Source organism: Nocardioides houyundeii (genome assembly GCF_002865585.1).
Classification (GTDB): Bacteria; Actinomycetota; Actinomycetes; order Propionibacteriales; family Nocardioidaceae; genus Nocardioides; species Nocardioides houyundeii.
The window spans coordinates 3,700,500-3,718,446 of record NZ_CP025581.1; the positions used below are offsets into that span (position 1 = coordinate 3,700,500).

Genomic DNA, 17,947 nt, shown 5'->3' on the forward strand with positions numbered 1-17,947 from the left:
GACGGTGTGCCAAAATCTCCAGTCATGACCTCTTGGCGCGACACTGCATCGGCTTCAGCCCAGGACGACCTGGACGGTCTCCTCAACCTCGTGCTGCCTCGGGCTCAGGAGCTGCTCGGCAAGAACGGGCAGTTCTACCCCTTCGGCGCCTCGGTCTCGACCGACGGGGAGGCGTCGCTCACCGCGTCCGACGCGGGATTGGGAGAACACCCGCAGCCGGAGCGGGTCCTGGCCGGCGTGTACGACAACGCACGTGCGACCGCGGGCGAGAACCGGGCAGTGGCGTTCGTCTCCGACGTCCTCATCGAAGGGTCCGACGCAGTCCAGGTCGAGCTCGAGCACCGGGACGGCATCGCGCTCGTCGTGCTGGTGCCGTACAAGCCCGCAACCCTCAAGAGGGTCCCGACCTTCAGTGACATGACTGTCGCCCCGGGAGAGCCTCGGGTCTGGATCGCCAGCTAGGCGCCACCGGGCGATATGTAGACGTCCCTGCCAAATATCGTCCTCCGCCTGGACGCTGTCCGTGCTCCGCGGCGGTAGTCTGCGTCCGCCCGAACGCCGGGCGACGTTCGCACTGGTGGGGGAACCATGCGCCGAGCTGTTGCTGTCGCCGTCCTGTCGATGACTCTCGCGCTGGTCACGGCGCTGCTGGTCCCAGCCGCCGTCGGTCCGGGCGGCTCCCGGGCCGACGCCGCCGCCGCACCCCTCCCCCCGGCCAAGCGAGTGGACCGGGCGTACGGCGAGGGCCCGGTGAGGCTCGCCCCGCGCCAGTTCGGCGCGGTGACCTTTCCGGCCCGTCGCGGCGACGAGCTCACCCTGCGCGTGAAGCCCGCCGACGGCGGCGGGTGTGACGGCAGCCTGGTGCTTGAGGACCGGCGCGGGACCCGGACGAAGGGATTGGACCGGGTCTTCCGGGTGCGGGCGACCGGCAAGGCGACGATCTGGTTCAAGGGACGCTGTCGTGCCTGGGGGAAGCCGAGCGCCGCGGTCGCGCAACTGGTGAAGGTGCGCAGCCGGGAGGTCGAGATGGACGGCCGCCCGGTGCGGGTCGGCCCCTCCAACAAACGGTTCGTGAACGTCGCGTGGGTCAGGGTTCCGCGTACCGGCCGCGTGAAGCTCACCGGCCGCAACGCCCAGGGAGGGCGCGTCAGCAGCCACACCGTGCTCGAGGGGGACTGGCTCCACAGGGTCTACAAAGCCGAGGGCGCATCTGCCGAGCACGGACAGCCCCCGATGTACGAGCTGGAGCCGGACGAAGGCGACCGCGTGCTGCGCCGGGGCCAGCGCATCGGGCTGACCTTCGCCAGGGGCGCGCGGGTGGAGGCCCGGAGCGCGCTGCAGCACACCGTCGAGCTCGGGGGACCGCCCCTGACCCTGGCGTCCACCGGGGGCCGCGAGCACGTCATCTCCGTCCAGGTCCCTGCGGGAACCCGCACCTACCTCGACTGGGGAACGGGGACAGAGCACGGCTGGGCCCGGCAGTACTGGCTGGAGCCCAAGGGCGACCTCACGACCAAGGACGGTGTCTACCGTCTGGTCGTCGCCTCGGACGACAACTCCCGAGTCCCCCGCGAGCGGACCCTGCGCATCCGGTCGATCCTGCAGTCCCCCGACCTGGTGGTCGGCGGAGCACCCGTCCGCTTCGAGTCCGCCGAAGCGGGCCAGTGGCTCCTCGCCGATGTGCCCGCCGCGCGCACGGGGACCGTCCAGTTCGAGGCCAGCGACGTCGCCGTCACCGGTGGCGGATGGGCCGCGGACCTGTTCGTGCCGTGCTACCGCGACTGCTTCGGTGGGGCGAGCATCCGCTCCGGGGAGACGGTCAGGCCCGGGTCGCTGCCCTACGCCGAGCCCAACAGGGTCCTGTTCAAGTTCGACCCCGGCGCGAGCGGCGGCGTCACCCTGCGCCTGGTGCGTTGAGTCCTCACCGACTGCCGGGGTCCTGCAGCGACGGCTCGCGGAAGTTCCGGTAGCTGTAGACGATCAAGGCGAAGGCGATGATGCCGGAGGCGATCAGGGTCCCGCCGGTCCCCCAGCCGCCCCGCAACCACCACTTGTCGGCCACGGGCCACCACGAGGGTGCCTCGACGCCGATCCCCCAGAAGAGGCCGATGCCGATCAGCACCAGGACACCGAGGAGCGACAGCAGGATCCGGGGCCAGCTCTTGACGCTGTCGGCCGCCGTGCGCAGGGCAGCCTTCTTGACCGGCTCGAGGCGCCGTTCCGCCCATTCGTACTGGGTGGCCAGGATGGCCATCCCCCCGAACAGGGCGAGCAGGCCCGGCCCCGGCAGCACCAGGGCTGCGAGACCGAGGATGACCAGGATCCAGCCGGCGCCTTGGAGCAGGACGTGCTTTCCGGTGCTCTTGACGCTCACAGCAGGTCCTTTGTCGAGTGCGTCAGGCGCCGCAGGAAGCTCTCGTCGCGGGTGCCCGTACGCCCGAGCCTAGGGCCGGTCGTCAACACCCGTCCCGCGACGCGGCAGCTCACAGCCCCAGCACGCCCGGGTTCAGCACCCCCGCCGGGTCCAGCGCCCGCTTGGCCGCCGCGAGCCCGAGTGCGAACGGCTCCGGTCGCTGGACGGCGTACCAGGGAGCGTGGTCCCGACCCACCGCGTGGTGGTGGGTGATCGTCCCGCCGTGCGTCGAGATCGCCTCGGAGACACCAGCCTTGATCTCGTCCCACATCGCCACCAGAGAGCCCCAGCGACCGGGGGCGTAGATCCCGTAGTACGGCGCCGGCCCGTCGGGATAGACGTGGGTGAAGCGGCAGGTCACCACGCCCTCGCCGCCGATCCGGGCCATCACCTCGTACGCCGCGGAGGTGATCGCCGCGTGCAGCTCGGCGAACCGGTCCCAGGTGCACGCGGTCTCGAAGGTCTCCGCGATCAGGCTGCGCCGGGTCACCGCGTCGCGCTGGTACGGCATCCGCAGGAACGACGAGCGCCAGGCGCTGCCCGCGTCCGCAGGCGCGGCAGCCTCGCCCGCCGACCGGTCGCTGCGCGGACCCGGCCGACCGCCGTGGTCCCGGACGATCTCGACCGCCCGGTCCAGCCAGGCGTCGACGGGGTGGTCGGCCGACTCGAAGGCCAGCACCAGCAGCCCGCCGGTGGTCGAGGTGCCGGCATTGACCAGCGCCTCCATCGGGTCCAGCAGCCGGCAGTTCGACGGGTGCAGCCCGCTCTGGGCCACCGCCCGGGTCGCTGCCACCGCGGCGTCGAAGGTGTCGAAGTCAACCGTGGTGCTCTGCTGCCACCGCGGCCGGTCCTGGAGCCGCATCCACGCCTCGGTGATCACCCCGAGGGTGCCCTCGGAGCCCAGGAACATCCGGTCCGGCGAGGGCCCGGCGCCCGAGCCCGGCAGCCGCCGCGACTCGCTCACCCCCACCGGGGTGACCACGCGCAGGCTCTCGGTGAGGTCGTCGACGTGGGTGAGCAGCGTCGCGTAGTGCCCGCCCGCCCGGGTCGCCAGCCAGCCGCCGAGGGTGGAGAACTCGAAGGACTGCGGGAAGTGCCGCAGCGTCAGCCCGTGCGGGCGCAGCTGGTCCTCCAAGTGCGGTCCGAGCACCCCGGCCTGGATCCGCGCCGCACGGCTGGTGCGGTCGATCTCCAGCACCCGGTCCAGGGCGCGCAGGTCCAGGCTGACCGCCGGCCCGTCGAACCGGGGCTCCACCCCGCCCACCACCGACGTACCGCCGCCGAAGGGCACCACCGCGACCTGCGCGGACGACGCCCAGTCCAGCACCGCGACCACGTCGGCCTCGGCCTCCGGGCGCAGCACCAGGTCCGGGGCGTGGGCGACCTCGCCGGCCAGGTTGCGTACGACGTCACGGTAGGCCCGGCCGTGGGCGTGGCTGGCGCGGTCCTCGGGGGTGCTGCTGGCCAGGTGCGCCAGGCTGCCCGGCACCGAGACCCGCGGCTGCGGCAGGCCCAGGTCCTCAGGCGAGGGCGGGTCGTGCGGGGTGAAGTCGTGGTCCGGCATGAACGCCGCCACCCGGGCCACCAGTTCCTCGGCCTCCGCGCCGGTCACGGCGTCCTCGACGTTTCCCCAACCCCACCACGACCTGGTCACCGGGCCGACCCTAGGCGCAATCGGCAGCCGTGTCCGGGGGTTGGCCGGTCCCCCTAGGCTCACGGGATGAAGCTGCCGTCACTGCTCTCGCCCGTGCTCACCCCCGTCCTGCGGCGGGTGCCGCTGACCTCGAAGGCCGCCGATCAGGTGCTGCTCGAGCTCGATCTGGGCCGGGGGGTGGCCGAGAACCCGCCGGGCAGCCCGATCGAGGCGCTGCGGTCCCTGCACACCCCGCTGCTGCGCAGCATCGTGGACCACCTGCGCAAGGCCGAGCGCGACAAGGACGTGGTGGGCCTGATCGCCGCCATCGGCGACGCCCCGCTGACCCTGGCCCAGTCCGCGGAGCTGCGCGCCGCCGTGGCCTCCTTCCGGGCCGCCGGCAAGGCGACCCTGGCGTGGAGCCCGTCGTTCGGCGAGCTCGGTCCCGGGAACACCGGCTACCACCTGGCGACCGCGTTCGAGGAGGTGTGGCTGCAGCCGAGCGGGGCCGTGGGGCTTGTCGGTTTCGCCGGGGAAGCGGTGTTCCTGCGCGCCGCCCTGGACAAGATCGGCGTCCAGCCGCAGCTCGGGCAGCGGCATGAGTACAAGACCGCCGCCGACCTCTTCATGCGCAGCGAGATGAGCGAGCCGCACCGGGAGATGATCACCCGGCTGCTGGAGTCCAGCACCGAGACCCTGGTGAGCGACGTCGCCGCCGACCGCGGCCTGGAGGTCGCCGCCGTACGCGCGGTGCTGGCCGACGCCCCGGTGCACGCCGCCGACGCGGTGACCCGCGGGCTGGTCGACACCCTGGGCTACCGCGACCAGGCGTACGCCGCGATGCGCACCCGCGTCGGTGCCGACCCCACCCTGCGGTACGTCGAGCGGCACGGCGCCAGCAAGCTCGAGGCGGTGCTCGGCCCGATGACCCGGATGCCGGGCCACAAGTCGGTGATCGGGCTGATCCAGGCCTCGGGAGCGATCCACCTGGGCCGCGGCGACGGCGGCTCGCCGCTCTCAGGCAGCGGGGTCGGCTCCGACGCGCTCTGCGCCGCGCTGCGCGCCGCCGGGCGCGACGAGCACGTCAAGGCCGTGGTGCTGCGCATCGACTCCCCCGGCGGCTCCTACGTCGCCTCGGACGCGATCCGCCGCGAGATCCAGGTGCTGCGCGAGGGCGGCACCCCGGTGGTCGCCTCGATGGCCTCGGTCGCCGCCTCGGGGGGCTACTTCATCGCGATGCCGTGCGACACCATCCTGGCCAGCCCCGGCACCGTCACCGGGTCCATCGGGGTGCTGGCCGGCAAGAACGTGCTCCGCGAGGGGCTGCAGCGCATCGGGGTCAACCGCGAGACCGTCGCCGTGGCGCCCCGGGCGGCGATGTTCTCCAGCAACCAGCCGTTCTCCGACGACGAGCTCGCGGTGCTGGAGGGGTGGCTCGACGAGGTGTACGCCGACTTCACCGCCAAGGCGGCCGCCGACCGCAAGATGGGGGTGGAGGAGCTGCGTGCGGTGGCCAAGGGTCGGGTCTGGACCGGCGCGGACGCCGCCGAGCGCGGTCTCGTCGACACCCTCGGCGGCCTCGATGAGGCCATCGCCGAGGCCTGCCGCCTGGGCCGGGTGGACCGCGACAAGGCCGAGGTGCGGACCATCCCGCGGCACCGTCCCCTCCAGGGCCTGATGCCCCGGGAGAGCTCCGAGGCGGTGGAGGCGCGGATCGCGTCCTCGACGCTGCTCGGCGTGGCCGAGGGTCCGGCACTGTGGCGCCGGGTGCTGCCCGAGCTCACCGGCCTGTTCGGCACGCCGTACGCCGGGGTGCTGAGCCTGCCGCCGCTACGGCTCCCGGGTCTCCTCCCGCTCTGACGCGGCACGCTTGCGGGCGTCCTGGTCGCGGCGGCGCTTGATCTCCGCACGGGCCAGGACGACCGCCAGCAGCACCGGCCAGACGTACTTGAGGCTGTCCAAGACCGTGCGCACCCAGCCGGGCAGGCTCCAGTCCGGCCACGGGATGGACGGCAGGTCGGGCAGCGGGATCGAGGGCCACGGGATCGACGGCAGGTCCGGCAGGTCCCAGTCGGGCAGGTTCACGTCCGGCCAGGGGATCGCCGGCAACGCGAAGCGGCCCAGCAGCCAGATCAGCAGCAGCGGCACCACGACCCCGGCGACCGCGGCGGCGGTGCGGCGTACGGCGTACTGCTGGGGGTGCTCGCGGATCCAGGCCTCGCGGGCGGCCGCCTTGGAGCCGGCCTCGGGGTCGAGGTCGAGCCCGCCGAGGCCGGTCTGCGCGGCAGCCACCGCTCCCAGCTTGGACTCGGGACCCCACCAGGTGACCCGGCGGGCGGGCCCGGTGAAGGTGGGCAGCCGCAGCCCGATCGCGCCGTGGTCGCCGCCGTCGAGCGTCACCTTCTCGTCCGAGCTCTTCCTGGCCGCGATCTCCTCACCGTCGAGGGTCCAGGTGATCCGCCAGCCGAGCCCGGCGTCGAGGATCGCCACGACGTGCCGCCGCCCCTCGTAGGTCAGCTGCCAGCGTTCCGGGTCCTTGGCCATGCACCTATCCTAGAGTGACCACTCCAGTAATGCCACCCGTTAGGTTCAGCCCATGGCACGCACCGTCGACCCCGCCCGGCACGAGGCCCGACGACTGGCCATCATCGACGCGGCGCTCACCTGCTTCGCCCGCGACGGGTACAACCGCGCCACCACCGCCGCGATCTGCCGGGAGGCCGGCATCGGCTCGGGCACCTTCTTCCACTACTTCCCGACCAAGCTCGAGGTCCTGCTCGCGATGCTGGAGCTCGGCACCCGGGAGGAGTCACAGTGGTTCGCCGCGCAGGCCGGCCGCGACGACGCGCGGGCCGTGCTGGAGGACTACGTCGTCCACACCGCCGAGGAGATGGCCGACGTGCGCGTGGCCGGGCTGGTCCGCGCCGTCGGCGCGGTGATGACCGAGACCGAGGTAGCCGCCGCCCTCGAGCGCGACACCACGGCGATCCGCGCCGGGCTGCTGCCCTGGGTGCGGGCCGCCATGGCCGCCGGCGACGTGCGCACCGATCTGCCACCCGAGCGGCTGGTCGTCTGGCTGCAGGCGCTGCTCGACGGCTACCTCGGCGTGGTGGTCACCGAGCCCGGGTTCGACGCGACCGCCGAGAGCGCCACGCTGCTGGACGCCGTACGCCGGCTGCTCAGGGCTTGAGCACCACTTTGGTGCAGCTGTGCTCCTTGTGCTTGAACATGTCGTAGCCCTTGGCCGCCTCAGCCAGCGGCAGGTGGTGGCTGATGATGAACGTCGGGTCGATCTCGCGCTTGCGGATCTTGTCCAGCAGCGGCCGCATGTAGCGGTGCACGTGGGCCTGGCCGGTGCGCACGGTGATCGAGCGGTTCATCAGCGAGCCGATCGGGAACTTGTCAACCAGCCCGCCGTAGACGCCCACGATGGAGACGGTGCCGCCGTTGGCCACCGAGAGGATCGCCTCACGCAGGGCTTGCGGGCGCTCGGTGGAGAGCTTGGCGACCTGCTTGGCCTTGTCGTAGGCGTGGATCGCGGTGACGTCGGTGTGCGCCTCCATGCCGACCGCGTCGATCACCCGGTCCGGGCCGCGCCCGGCGGTGAGCTCGCGCAACTCCTTGAGCACCGAGGTGCCCTCGTAGTTGAGCGGGTGGGCGCCGGTGTGCTTGGCGGCCAGCTCCAGCCGCTCCGGCACCCGGTCGATCACGATCACCTTGGCCGCGCCCATCTGGGTCGCGGCGAGGCAGGCGAACTGGCCCACCGGGCCGGCACCCCACACCGCGACCACGTCGCCGCGCTGGATGTCGCACATGTCCGCGGCCATCCACCCCGTCGGCAGCACGTCGGTGAGGAAGAGGACCTGGTCGTCGCTGAGCTCCTCGGGCACCTTGAGCGGGCCGACGTCGGCGAACGGGACCCGCACGTACTCGGCCTGTCCGCCCGGGTAGCCGCCGAGCATGTGGGAGTAGCCGAAGATGCCGGACGGCGAGTGGCCCATCACCTTCTCGGCCTCCCCCGCGTTGGGGTTGGAGTTCTCGCACAGCGAGGTCAGGCCGCGCTGGCAGGGCGAGCAGGCCCCGCAGGCGATCGGGAAGGGGACGACCACCCGGTCGCCGACCCGCAGGCCGTCCGGGTTGGCGCTGCTGCCGGAGCCCGCGTCCCGGCCGAGCTCGACGACCTCGCCCATGAACTCGTGGCCGAAGATGTCACCGGGCATGAAGGTCGGGATGTAGCCGTCGTACAGGTGCAGGTCGGAGCCGCAGATCGCGGTCGAGGTCACCTTGATGATGGCGTCGCGGTGGTTGAGCAGCGCCGGGTCCGGCACGTCCTTGACCGCGACCTTGGTCGGGCCCTCCCACACCACGGCCTTCATCGGCTACTCCCGTCGTTGCTGGTCTGTGCGGACGCTTGGGCCGGTCCCTGCAGGAACTGGCGCTTGGCCTCGGTGCCGCGCGGCAGGATCTCGCTGCGCACGATGTCGCCGGTCTCCATCACCTGCTTGAAGCGCCGCAGGTCGTCGCGGACCTGCTGCTCCGGCTCCTCGCCGAAGAGCCGGGCCACCGCACGCCCGGCCAGGCCGCCGGGCACGTCGTAGTGCAGGACCACCCGCACCTCGGTGCCGCGGTCCCCCGGGGCCGGGGCGAAGTGCACGGTGCCGGCGTTGTCCACGTCGGCGCCCTTGAGCGAGCGCCAGGCCAGCCGGCGGCCCGGGTCCTCGCCGGTGATCTCGGCATCCCAGGAGACCTTCTTGCCCAGCGGTCCGCGGGCCACCCAGTGGCTGGTGTCGTCGCCCTTGGGCGTGACCTCCTCCAGGTGCTGCATGAACGAGGGCAGGTTGCCCAGGTCGCGCCAGAAGGCGTAGACGTCCTCGGGCGACCGGTTGACCGTGGTCGAGGCCTCCAGCGTCAGCGGGCCGGGCTTGCCGCGGCCGTGCTGAGAGCGGGCGGTTCGCACCGAGGCGTACACGTCGGCCAGCGCGATCCCGGCGACCGCCGCCGTGGCCACGTTGACCCGGGTACGGCGTTCGCCCGAGCGCCCGTCCATCGCGGCGGCCAGCACCGCCAGGTCCATCGCGTCGCCGAGCACCCGGGTCCACACCGAGCGCTGGGGCCCGACGAGGCAGAGCGCGGCGTGGATCAGCTCACGCGCCCCGACCACCCGGATCAGGGCCGGTGCCGAGGCGCTGTCGTCGACGCCGGCGAAGCGGGCGACGCTGTCGGGCCGGAGCAGCATGGGGACGCCGAGGCCGAGGCTGGCCACGCCGAGGCCGCGCACCAGGCGGCCGGTGCCACGTTCAGGGTTCTGGGTCGACTTCATGCCACGCGTCGTACCCCGGTCGCGGTGGACCATGCCACCGAGGCACGACGTGCGCGGTCAGTGCTTGCGTGCCCGCTTGGCCTTCACCTGCTCGACGGCGTTCTTGATCTTGGCCTGGTTGTGGGGCTTGCGCGCCTCGTCGTAGACCTTCTTGGCCACGCCCGCGAACGCGGCTGTCTTCAGGATCTTCTTCATGCCCCTCTGTGCCCCGCGCATGGTCGCGGTATGCGCGGCGAGGGGGACCTAACGCAGCAGCAGCTCGGCCTCGAGGCCGAGGAACTCGCCGTACCTCTCGGCGGCGTCCCCCAGCGCCACGACCTCGGCCGGGGTCAGCCTCCGGTAGCCGGTGACCTCGAACCGGACCCGCGCGCCGAGGGTGCGTTTCATCGACCCCACCAGCTGGGCGTCGACGAGCGCCATCCCGGTGCTGGCCTCCCGGCCGCGCGGAGCCAGACCCGCGGCGTCCAGCAGCATCCGGCTGTCCTGGTAGCCGCGGTAGGTCTCGTCCAGGATCTGCAGCAGGTGCCCGGCCGGCTCCGGGTCCTTGGTCGGCGGCTCTGCGTCCGGGGCGTGCCAGAAGGTGCGGCCCTGGTGCTCGAACGACGCGAGCCCGTCGCCGGCCCCGGCCAGCCCCCGGCGTACGTCGGTGGGCGTCAGCGTGGCCCAGTAGGCCAGGTCGCCAGCGGTGGCGGGGCCGTGGCCGGTGAAGTAGCGCCGGGCGATCTCGGCCAGCGCCTCGTCCCGGTCGAGCCGGACCGGGTCGGGGATCCGGTCCGCGAAGAGCGCGTAGGTGTGGACGCCGTCGGCGGGTCGGCCGCTGCAGACCAGCCGGTCCGCCTCGGTCAGGCCCAGCAAGAACATCATCGCCCGACCTGTCGCCGGCAGGCCGCGGCCGACGAGGTCCTCGAGCAGCTGGTCCCGGGTCTGGTCGGGCCGGGCACCCAGGGACTCCAGCACGGCGGCGACGGCGCGGTCCACGGTGTCGCTGGTCCAGCCGGGCAGCTCGGTGAGCTGACGCAGGTAGAGCGGACGGATCCTGGGTGCCGTCAGCTCCAGCAGCCAGCCGATGTCGGCGGCAGCAACGAAGTGCCAGGTGGGGCGCAGCACGTGGGTCCGGACCACCTGGCCGCCGTCCAGCAGCGCGGCCAGGTCGGCCGGATCCCGGCCTACGGTGCGGGTGGCCACCGCCCACTCGGCCTGGCTGCGGTTCTCGGCCTGGACGCCCAGCAGGTCACTGACCACCTGGGCCGCCGAGGCCGCGTGCGGTGCCGACAGGTGCTGGGTCGCCAGCCGCCACCGCACGATGTCGTGGGGGTCATCGGCTCCGCACGCGTCAGCCGGTGAAGGGGGTGGCCTTGCGGATCGCCTTCTTCGAGCTCTTCACGCCCGACTTGGTGGCCCCGGCGATGCCCTGGGTGAGCAGCGTCAGTCCGGCGCCCACGAGCCACACGTCCTTGGCCAGCGCAATGCCCTCCTGGCTGGGACGGACACCGTCGTCCAGGGTCATCGACGGCGTCCGGAAGTACATGCCCATCAGGCTGGCACCGAAGCCGGTGAGTGCGGCGCCGGCCACGGTCGCCGGCACCTTGGGGACGAGCAGGGCGGCGCCGACGGCGATCTCGCTGTAGGCGAGGAGCTTGGTGAACTTCGTGGGCTCCATGTCCTTGAAGGCCGCCGGGTAGGTGGACGCGGCAGCGCTGTGCAGGTACTGCGCGGTGCCCTCGTCGACGCGGAGCTTCCCGACGCCGGAGTTGAGGATGTAGGCACCGGTGGCGACACGGAGCGGGGCGTGGGTCAGGTGCATGGTGACTCCTGGAATAGGGGGACGAAGCGATATCGACCCTAGTGGACACCGGGTTGCCCAGATCACGCCTCGATAGGGTGGAGCTCCTGTCCCGCGCGCGTCTCGAGCTCCACAGACGCCCGCGTCCCCGCCCAACGAGAGGGCTGCCCGTGCCTGAGGAAGACCCGTTCTCCGCACTCATGTCGTCGCTGGACACGCCCCTGATCGTGGTCACCACCGGCAACGAGACCGACGGCGTGCTGGAGCGGGGCGGCTGCCTGGTCGGCTTCCACACCCAGTCCAGCATCGGGCCCGAGCGCTACTGCGTGTGGCTGTCCAAGGCCAACCACACCGCCCGCGTCGCCCAGCGCTCCTCGCACCTGGCGGTGCACTTCCTGACCGCCGACGATCTCGCGCTGGCGGAGCGGTTCGGCACGCTGACCGGTGACCGGGACGACAAGTTCGCCGGGCTCCGCACCGAGGCCGGCCCGGACGGGGTGCCGATCCTGCTGGACTGCCCCAACCGCCTCGTCGTACGCCGTACCAGCCTGCTGGACGAGGGCGGGGACCACCTGTGCCTGTCGGCGGAGACCGTCTCGGTGAGCAGCGGCGGGCCGTTCACCCCGCTCCGGCTCTCCGACGCGGAACACCTGACGCCAGGCCACGAGGCGGAGGAGCGGCACGCCCCGCCCACCGAGCGCGCCGCGGGCTGAACCCGCTCACATGCACGACCGGCGCCGACCCCGTGGGGGTCGACGCCGGTCTGGTTTGGTGCAGTGCTCAGCTCACGGCGTCGAGGGCGTCGACCATGCCCTCACCGAAGTAGCTGTTGTTCGCGTCCGTGCCGACGCACGGAGCGCCGGCGGTGGTGGTGCCGCACGGCTTGTCGTCGGCCTGGGCGCGCAGCCGCTCGATCATCTGGGCCGGCGACCAGCCCGGGTGGGCGGACTTCATCAGGGCCAGCACGCCGGCGACGTGCGGGGACGCCATCGAGGTGCCGTTCTTCAGGCCGTAGCCGTTGTCGCGGACGATCGTCGACAGGATGCTCGAGCCGGGGGCGGCGACGTCGATCACGCCGAGACCGCGGTTGGAGAAGCTCGACAGGCGGCTGTCCATGGTGCCGGCGGGGAACCGCTGGGCCGAGGAGACCGCGACGACGCCGTCGAGCTCAGCGGGGATGTCCTGGCAGCCGTTGTTGATCGTCCGGGCGATGGGCGTGGAGTCGTTCGGGCTGGCGGTGTCGGTGGTCTTGTTCGCCAGGTCGTACGACGCGTTGCCGGCGGCCGCGGCGTGCACGACCCCCTGGTCGGTGGACCACTCGACAGCGCGACGCACCGACTCCTTGACCGCCGCCTGGTCGGGCTGGTCGCCGCACCAGAACTGGAACGGGTCGATGTAGTAGCTGTTGTTCGTCACGTCCATGTGGCGCATGCCGGCCCACACGAAGCCGCACACGGCGTACTCGGGGTAGATGAAGCCGTCGTCGCTGACCACCTTGACCGAGGCGAGCCGGACGTTGGGGGCGACGCCGACGATGCCGACCCCGTTGCGGGCCGCCGCGATGGTGCCGGCGACGTGGGTGCCGTGGTCGCTGGTGGTCGGGTGCCAGCCGGTGGCCGACTGGTCCGGACGCCCGGCGTCGGAGCAGTTGACGGACTCGTCGACGTCGATGTTGGCGACCAGGTCCGGGTGGTCGGGGTCGATGCCGCTGTCCAGGACGCCGACGAGGACGTTGCGGTTGCCCTCGGTGATCTTGTGGGCCTGGTCGGCCTTGATCATCTGCAGGTCCCACTGCTCGCCCTCGCGCGGGTCGGCGGCGGTGGCGACCGTGGCCTCCGAGCCGATGTCGCCGTTGGCGGGCTTCTTGGCGCCCTTCTTGTAGCCGGACGCGCCGGGACCCCAGGTGGCGCCGAGGCCGGCGGGGGTGCCCTCGGTGACACCGACGGTCCGGGTGGCGCCGACGGAGGCCAGCTTGTTGCCGGCGGCCTTGGTCACCGCGGAGCGGAACGTGGAGACGTCGGAGTGGGCGACCACGACGCCGATCTGGGGCCAGCTCTGCACGACGACGCCGCCGGCCTGCTCGACCGCGCGCTCCACGAGCCGGGTCTGGCCGGGGTTCGCGATCCGGGCGTTCAGCAGGTAGCTGGAGACCACACCGTCGGGCGTGGTGAACGGCACCGGAGTGGAGACCGGGGTGGCGGCGGTGGGAGCGGCGACCGCTCCCGTGACGGAGACCAGCGCGGCGGCGACGACCCCGGAGGTGGCGGCGGCGAGCGGAGCCCAGCGCTTCATGGACCTGTGGACCATTGAGATTCCTTCCCGAAAAGAAACACGCCCAACATGGGCGTGGGCGACATCTTCTCCCGAGAATCCGGCTCTGAACAGAGGCACGTCCTGCTCTTGGGACGGGCTCAGCTGGCGCTCGCGACTCCGCGGGCGATCAGGCCCTGACCCACGGTGTACGTCGACATGACGACCGACTCCAGGATCGGGTGCGGCTCGGTCAGGAGGAACTTCTGCGCGGCCAGCACGCTGTCGGAGAGCAGGAACAGGGCGGTGCCGGCCTGCAGGGTGCGGCGTGCGCCGGGCGGCAGCTCCGGGTCGAGCATCCGCGAGCTGGCGAACATCGCACAGAGCACCGTCGCGTAGGCGGCCACCGGGGCCCGGAGTGCGGGGTCCTGGCGCCCGGCCGCGATGCCCATCACCGGAGCGGTGGTCAGCCACAGGCCCAGCGCGACCTTGAGACCCGCGTTGTCGTAGTCCGCGCGCTCGCCGCGCACGGAGGTGAAGGCGGCGATGTAGGCCAGGTGCGCGCCGAAGAACGAGCCGACGCCGGTGAGGAAGGACTTCTCGCTGCTGCCGAGCAGGGCCACGTCGCCGCCCCAGGACAGCGCCTGCGCCGCGGCCGTCCCGGTGTGCAGCAGGCTGGTGTCGGAGGAGGCCCGGCGCTCGCGCGTGCCGTCGAGGAAGGCGGTCGCCAGGGCGGGCATCAACGCCGGCTTGAGGACGTAGCGCAGGCGGCGGGCCGAGGTGCTGGTGCTCGTCTTGCCCGCGGCCACGGTGTCGGCGATCGCGAGGGCGGCGTACACGGCAGTGGGCAGCAACTTCTTGGCGAGGGGCATGCCGCTCATCCTGAGGCCTCCCGGACGTGGAGCGCAGCCCTTTGCCGACCCGACTGCGAGTCGTCGACCATGGAAACCTAGCTCTGGGCCGCGGTGTCCATCGTGTCCGCGTAGCTGGTGGCCCACCCGAAGGCCATGGCGGCGATCAGGGTGACCTCGTCGTGGTCCTCGCCGCGCGGGCCGGCGGTGCCGAGCGACTGCTCGTGCGCCTCGACCCTGTTGATCAGCTGACCCACGGCACCGTGCCGGCCGAACGCCGCATCCGTCAGCTCCTCGCCCACCTTGATCTGCTCCTCGATCTCGGCGACCGGCACCCCCAGCAGGATGTGCAGGGCGGACAGCAGACCGGCGGTGAACGCGAAGGGTCCGTCGACGCCGCGGCTGCGCGCCAGCAGCTCGCACATCCGGGCGCGCACCAGCGTGGTGATCAGCGCGTCGGTCTCCCGCTGGCCGTGACGGCTCAGGATCACCAGCGCCGCCCACTGCCGGAGCCGGGCGGTGCCCATGACGACCAGCGCCTCGCGCAGGCTGCGCACCTGCCGCCGCAGCCCGCCTCCGGCACCCGCCGAGGTCATGTTGAGCAGCTGCACGATGAGCGCCGGGTCGCCGCGCAGGACGTCCTCGATGCGGTCGAAGTCGAGGTCCTGGCTGAGCAGCTCCATGCCGAGCTGCAGCTGCGAGAGCGGCAGCGGGGCGGTGGCGGAGTCGCTGCTGGTCTCGGGCACCTGGACGGCGCGTCCCCCGAACAGCTCGAACCCGGACGCCTGGGCCCAGGCGAGGGCGGCCTCGGTGTCGCAGCCGGAGGCCACCAGCCTGACGGGCAGGTCCCGGTAGCCGGCGACGACGTCGAGGACGTCCTCCGGGGCGACGGTGGCGAAGTCGACCTTGACCAGGTGGACCAGGGCGAGCAGGGCGTCGTACTTCTCGGTCCGCTCACCGTGCTCCACCATCAGGGTGAAGCCGGCCTGCTGGTGCGCCCGGACGGCGGCCAGGAGCTCGGCGTCGACGTCGGTGGTGGGCAGCTGGAGGACGGTCCTGCGCGGCGGCAGGCTCAGCCGCGACTCACTGACGAGGACCGCTCGGTCCACGGTGCAGAAGAGCAGCTTGTCGCCCACCACGGCGGAGAGGTCGAGGTCGACCGAGCCCAGCAGGCTGGAGACGGTCACCACCGGCTCCTGGCGGGCGTCGCCCGCAGGTTGTACGTCGGGGTCCTGCATGGAGCGGGTGACGAGCTCGAAGCCCACGATCATCCGGGTGGTGTCCACGACGGGGACGCGCGCCACGACCACCGGGGCAGCCACAGGCGCCTCGGACCTCAAGTCAGTCATCAGTGATCAGTGTTCCTCTCAACGCGTTACCCGTCCCGCCGGCCGATCGTATGTCGGTGTGGCCGCGTGCGCAGGCGAATGAACGGCGGCACTGGGCCGCGACGCGAAGACCTCCGGCTCGGGTGCGGGCACGGCTGAGGTTGGATCGAGCCATGAGCATCGAGATGACCACGCCACGCGTTCAGGATCTCGATGACGTTGCCGCGGTCCTCAGTGGTTGGCAGCACGACGCAGGTCCACTGCATCTGCACCCCGGCGACCTGGGCTGGCACTCCTCGCGAGGTGCTGCCCGGACGGCCGCCTCGCTGCGGGCCTGGTCACGCAACGGCAGGACTCTCGCGCTCGGGCTGCTGGACGGCCCCGACGGGCTGCTGCGCATGGCCCTCGACCCCGACCTACGGGACGACGAAGAGCTCTGCCGGCAGCTCGTCGCCGACGTTGACGACCCGTCGCGCGGAGTCCTGGATGCTGGTGCGGCCATCGTCGAGGCTCGCGGCGCCGAGCGGTTCTCGCAGCTGCTGTCGGAGGAAGGGTGGCAGCCCGCTGAGCCTTGGACTCCGTTGCATCGCGACCTCTCCAGCGGAGTGGACGCCGAGCGCGTGCGGGGGGCCGGGGTGCGGGTGCGCATCGAGGTCATCGATCCGGACGGCGCCGATGCGTGGGTGGCCGTCCACTGGTCTGCGTTCAAGGGAACGCCGCTCGGCGAGGAGGAACGGCGTGAGGTCCGCCAGCGGTGGCTGACCATGGCGGACGGGCCGTTCTACCACCGGGCACGGAGCCTGGCCGCGTTCGACTCCGACGGCAACGCTGTCGCCGTCACCACGGTGTGGTCGGCCGGTCCGGGGCGCCCCGGCCTCGTGGAGCCGATGGGAGTGCATCGAGACCACCGGGGTCTCGGCTACGGCGTGGCCATCTCGGTGGCCGCGGCGTCTGCCCTGCGTGAGATGGGCTCGTCCAGCGCCCTGGTGTGCGCCGAGAGCTCCAACTCAGCGGCTGTGTCCACCTACGTCGCAGCCGGTTTCACCGCACGCGAGCAGGTGGCCGACCTCCAGCGGGGCGCCTGAGACGACGAGCGATCCGGCGCCGCGGCCCACCCTGGGGTGCAGATGCGCCCTCGGGGTGGCGCCTTTGCCCGCCGAACCGCCGTACGGGCGCAGATGCACGGTTGGGGTGGCGACGACCCACCGCGACTACAGGTGCTTCGTCATGAAGACGCTGTTCGGGTCCTCCCGGTAGGACCCGAACGGCGGACAGCTCTGGAAGCCGGGCATCGGCGCAGCAGGTGCTCCAGCAGTTGACGGGCGACTCCACGCCCGCGGCAGCGCGGCTCGGTGCGCATGCTCTTCACTTCCCCATGCCCCGCCCGCATCGCAGCCAGCGCTAAGTCGGCGCGCTGGATCCTCCCCGCAGGGCGCAGGTCGCTCATATCCCGATGCAAGCAGAGCCCGTGGGTGCGGCGGGTGCATGACCTCCCGGAAGAACTGCGCGATGTCGTCGAAGGTGACGTTCAGCCGTCCCCGTCAGCAGGCGTGCACCGGCTACCAGGCCAGCTCGCCGGCCTCGTCCTGCAGGGTGCCGGTGGGTCCGCCGGGTCCGACCGTCGCCAGACGTACGACGACCCGCGCGCTCTCCTGGACCGGACGGCCGCCGTCCATCGCGGCGGTCATGTCGGTGTCGGTGAAGCCCGGTTCCACCGCGTTGAACCGGATCCCGGGCTCGGCCTTGGAGTACTGCAGGGTGAGCATCGTCGCGGCCGCCTTGGAGGCGGCGTACAGCGCGGCGGGAATCCCGAACTCGGGCCGCTCCGGGTTGGTCACCGCCCAGAACGAGCCCATGCTGCTGGAGATCGTGACGACGACCGCGTGCCGGGACCTGCGCAGCAGCGGCAGCGCCGCCTCGGTGACCCGGACGACGCCGACGGCGTTGGTGTCGAACATCTGCAGCGCGGTCGGACCGTCCACGGTCCCGTCGCCGAGGACTCCGGCGTTGTTGACCAGCACGTCGAGGCGACCCTCGCCGTCCTCGATCCTCGCCAGTGCGGCGGCGACCGAGGCGTCGTCGGTCACGTCCAGCTGGACGAAGCCGGCGCCAAGCTCGGCGGCGGCCTTCTCCCCGCGCTCGACGTCGCGAGCCCCGACGTACACGGTGTGACCCAGCTCGATCAGCTGGCGGGCGGTCTCGAAGCCGATGCCCTTGTTGGCGCCGGTGATGAGGGTGACTGTCATGGGGTTCCTATCGCTCGGAGCCCCGAGTGGGCTCGTCACAGACGCTAGGCAGCACGCGGCCGCTGCGGCAGGTCCCTCCGGAGCCGGGGGTGTGGCAGGACCCCCGGTGATCGGCGGGGAGCG

19 protein-coding genes are annotated in these 17,947 nt (G+C 72.3%); 6 read left to right on the forward strand and 13 right to left on the reverse strand.

The window, feature by feature from the left end:
• Nucleotides 1-24 precede the first annotated feature (24 nt).
• Both C0R66_RS17750 and C0R66_RS17755 read left to right on the forward strand, forming a co-directional pair.
• Entirely contained in the window at nt 25-462 is a 438-nt protein-coding gene (locus C0R66_RS17750) for a hypothetical protein (protein ID WP_158648121.1), read from the forward strand.
• 159 nt (nt 463-621) lie between these two features.
• Nucleotides 622-1,917, forward strand: coding sequence for a hypothetical protein (locus tag C0R66_RS17755; RefSeq protein WP_101525822.1), 1,296 nt, complete (start codon nt 622-624; stop codon nt 1,915-1,917).
• A 4-nt stretch (nt 1,918-1,921) separates the two neighbouring features.
• Here the strand turns inward: C0R66_RS17755 and C0R66_RS17760 are convergent, their stop codons facing one another.
• Nucleotides 1,922-2,374, reverse strand: coding sequence for a PGPGW domain-containing protein (locus tag C0R66_RS17760; RefSeq protein ID WP_101525823.1), 453 nt, complete (start codon nt 2,372-2,374; stop codon nt 1,922-1,924).
• A gap of 109 nt (nt 2,375-2,483) precedes the next feature.
• Nucleotides 2,484-4,067, reverse strand: a complete 1,584-nt coding sequence (locus C0R66_RS17765) for an FAD-binding oxidoreductase (RefSeq protein ID WP_199286737.1) — start codon at nt 4,065-4,067, stop codon at nt 2,484-2,486.
• A gap of 66 nt (nt 4,068-4,133) precedes the next feature.
• Between C0R66_RS17765 and sppA the strand changes: the two genes are divergently transcribed.
• On the forward strand, nt 4,134-5,906 hold the full coding sequence (sppA, locus tag C0R66_RS17770) for a signal peptide peptidase SppA (RefSeq protein WP_101525824.1): 1,773 nt from the start codon (nt 4,134-4,136) through the stop codon (nt 5,904-5,906).
• Here the strand turns inward: sppA and C0R66_RS17775 are convergent.
• Nucleotides 5,877-6,590 (reverse strand): hypothetical protein, encoded by a 714-nt coding sequence (locus C0R66_RS17775; protein ID WP_101525825.1) that lies wholly within the window; start codon nt 6,588-6,590, stop codon nt 5,877-5,879. The genes sppA and C0R66_RS17775 overlap by 30 nt on opposite strands.
• Nucleotides 6,591-6,642: 52 nt before the next feature.
• On the opposite strand from C0R66_RS17775, the gene C0R66_RS17780 reads away from it, so the two are divergent.
• On the forward strand, nt 6,643-7,236 hold the full coding sequence (locus tag C0R66_RS17780; protein ID WP_101525826.1) for a TetR/AcrR family transcriptional regulator: 594 nt from the start codon (nt 6,643-6,645) through the stop codon (nt 7,234-7,236).
• Here the strand turns inward: C0R66_RS17780 and C0R66_RS17785 are convergent.
• From C0R66_RS17785 to C0R66_RS17800, 5 genes are read right to left on the reverse strand one after another with little or no spacing between them, the layout of a single operon-like run.
• Nucleotides 7,226-8,422: a zinc-dependent alcohol dehydrogenase gene (locus C0R66_RS17785; protein WP_101525827.1), complete on the reverse strand. Its 1,197-nt coding sequence runs from the start codon at nt 8,420-8,422 to the stop codon at nt 7,226-7,228. The genes C0R66_RS17780 and C0R66_RS17785 overlap by 11 nt on opposite strands.
• On the reverse strand, nt 8,419-9,366 hold the full coding sequence (locus C0R66_RS17790; RefSeq protein ID WP_101525828.1) for an SRPBCC family protein: 948 nt from the start codon (nt 9,364-9,366) through the stop codon (nt 8,419-8,421). The genes C0R66_RS17785 and C0R66_RS17790 overlap by 4 nt, the downstream gene beginning before the upstream one ends.
• A 57-nt stretch (nt 9,367-9,423) precedes the next feature.
• A complete protein-coding gene (locus C0R66_RS18820) occupies nt 9,424-9,561 on the reverse strand; it encodes a hypothetical protein (protein ID WP_158648122.1) in 138 nt (45 codons plus the stop codon).
• A 48-nt stretch (nt 9,562-9,609) separates the two neighbouring features.
• Entirely contained in the window at nt 9,610-10,668 is a 1,059-nt protein-coding gene (locus C0R66_RS17795; RefSeq protein WP_158648123.1) for a winged helix DNA-binding domain-containing protein, read from the reverse strand.
• Between the two features lie 31 nt (nt 10,669-10,699).
• The gene (locus C0R66_RS17800) at nt 10,700-11,170 is read right to left on the reverse strand and encodes a hypothetical protein (RefSeq protein ID WP_101525830.1); all 471 of its coding nucleotides are present in this window, start codon (nt 11,168-11,170) and stop codon (nt 10,700-10,702) included.
• Nucleotides 11,171-11,319: 149 nt separating this feature from the next.
• Here C0R66_RS17800 and C0R66_RS17805 point away from each other — a divergent pair, with 149 nt between their 5' ends.
• Nucleotides 11,320-11,862 (forward strand): flavin reductase family protein, encoded by a 543-nt coding sequence (locus tag C0R66_RS17805; RefSeq protein WP_199286738.1) that lies wholly within the window; start codon nt 11,320-11,322, stop codon nt 11,860-11,862.
• Between the two features lie 67 nt (nt 11,863-11,929).
• Here C0R66_RS17805 and C0R66_RS17810 read toward each other — a convergent pair whose 3' ends face one another.
• The 3 genes from C0R66_RS17810 to C0R66_RS17820 form a co-directional block, all read right to left on the reverse strand.
• A complete protein-coding gene (locus tag C0R66_RS17810) occupies nt 11,930-13,456 on the reverse strand; it encodes a S8 family peptidase (RefSeq protein ID WP_101525832.1) in 1,527 nt (508 codons plus the stop codon).
• 104 nt (nt 13,457-13,560) lie between these two features.
• Nucleotides 13,561-14,271, reverse strand: a complete 711-nt coding sequence (locus tag C0R66_RS17815) for a lysoplasmalogenase (RefSeq protein WP_158648124.1) — start codon at nt 14,269-14,271, stop codon at nt 13,561-13,563.
• 77 nt (nt 14,272-14,348) lie between these two features.
• Nucleotides 14,349-15,599, reverse strand: coding sequence for an EAL and HDOD domain-containing protein (locus C0R66_RS17820; RefSeq protein WP_158648125.1), 1,251 nt, complete (start codon nt 15,597-15,599; stop codon nt 14,349-14,351).
• Nucleotides 15,600-15,751: 152 nt separating this feature from the next.
• On the opposite strand from C0R66_RS17820, the gene C0R66_RS17825 reads away from it, so the two are divergent.
• Entirely contained in the window at nt 15,752-16,663 is a 912-nt protein-coding gene (locus C0R66_RS17825) for a GNAT family N-acetyltransferase (protein WP_101525835.1), read from the forward strand.
• Nucleotides 16,664-16,803: 140 nt separating this feature from the next.
• Here the strand turns inward: C0R66_RS17825 and C0R66_RS20360 are convergent, their stop codons facing one another.
• Together C0R66_RS20360 and C0R66_RS17830 are read right to left on the reverse strand one after the other, a co-directional pair.
• A complete protein-coding gene (locus C0R66_RS20360) occupies nt 16,804-17,025 on the reverse strand; it encodes a GNAT family N-acetyltransferase (protein ID WP_199286739.1) in 222 nt (73 codons plus the stop codon).
• Between the two features lie 112 nt (nt 17,026-17,137).
• A complete protein-coding gene (locus tag C0R66_RS17830; RefSeq protein WP_101525836.1) occupies nt 17,138-17,824 on the reverse strand; it encodes an SDR family NAD(P)-dependent oxidoreductase in 687 nt (228 codons plus the stop codon).
• Nucleotides 17,825-17,947 lie beyond the last annotated feature (123 nt).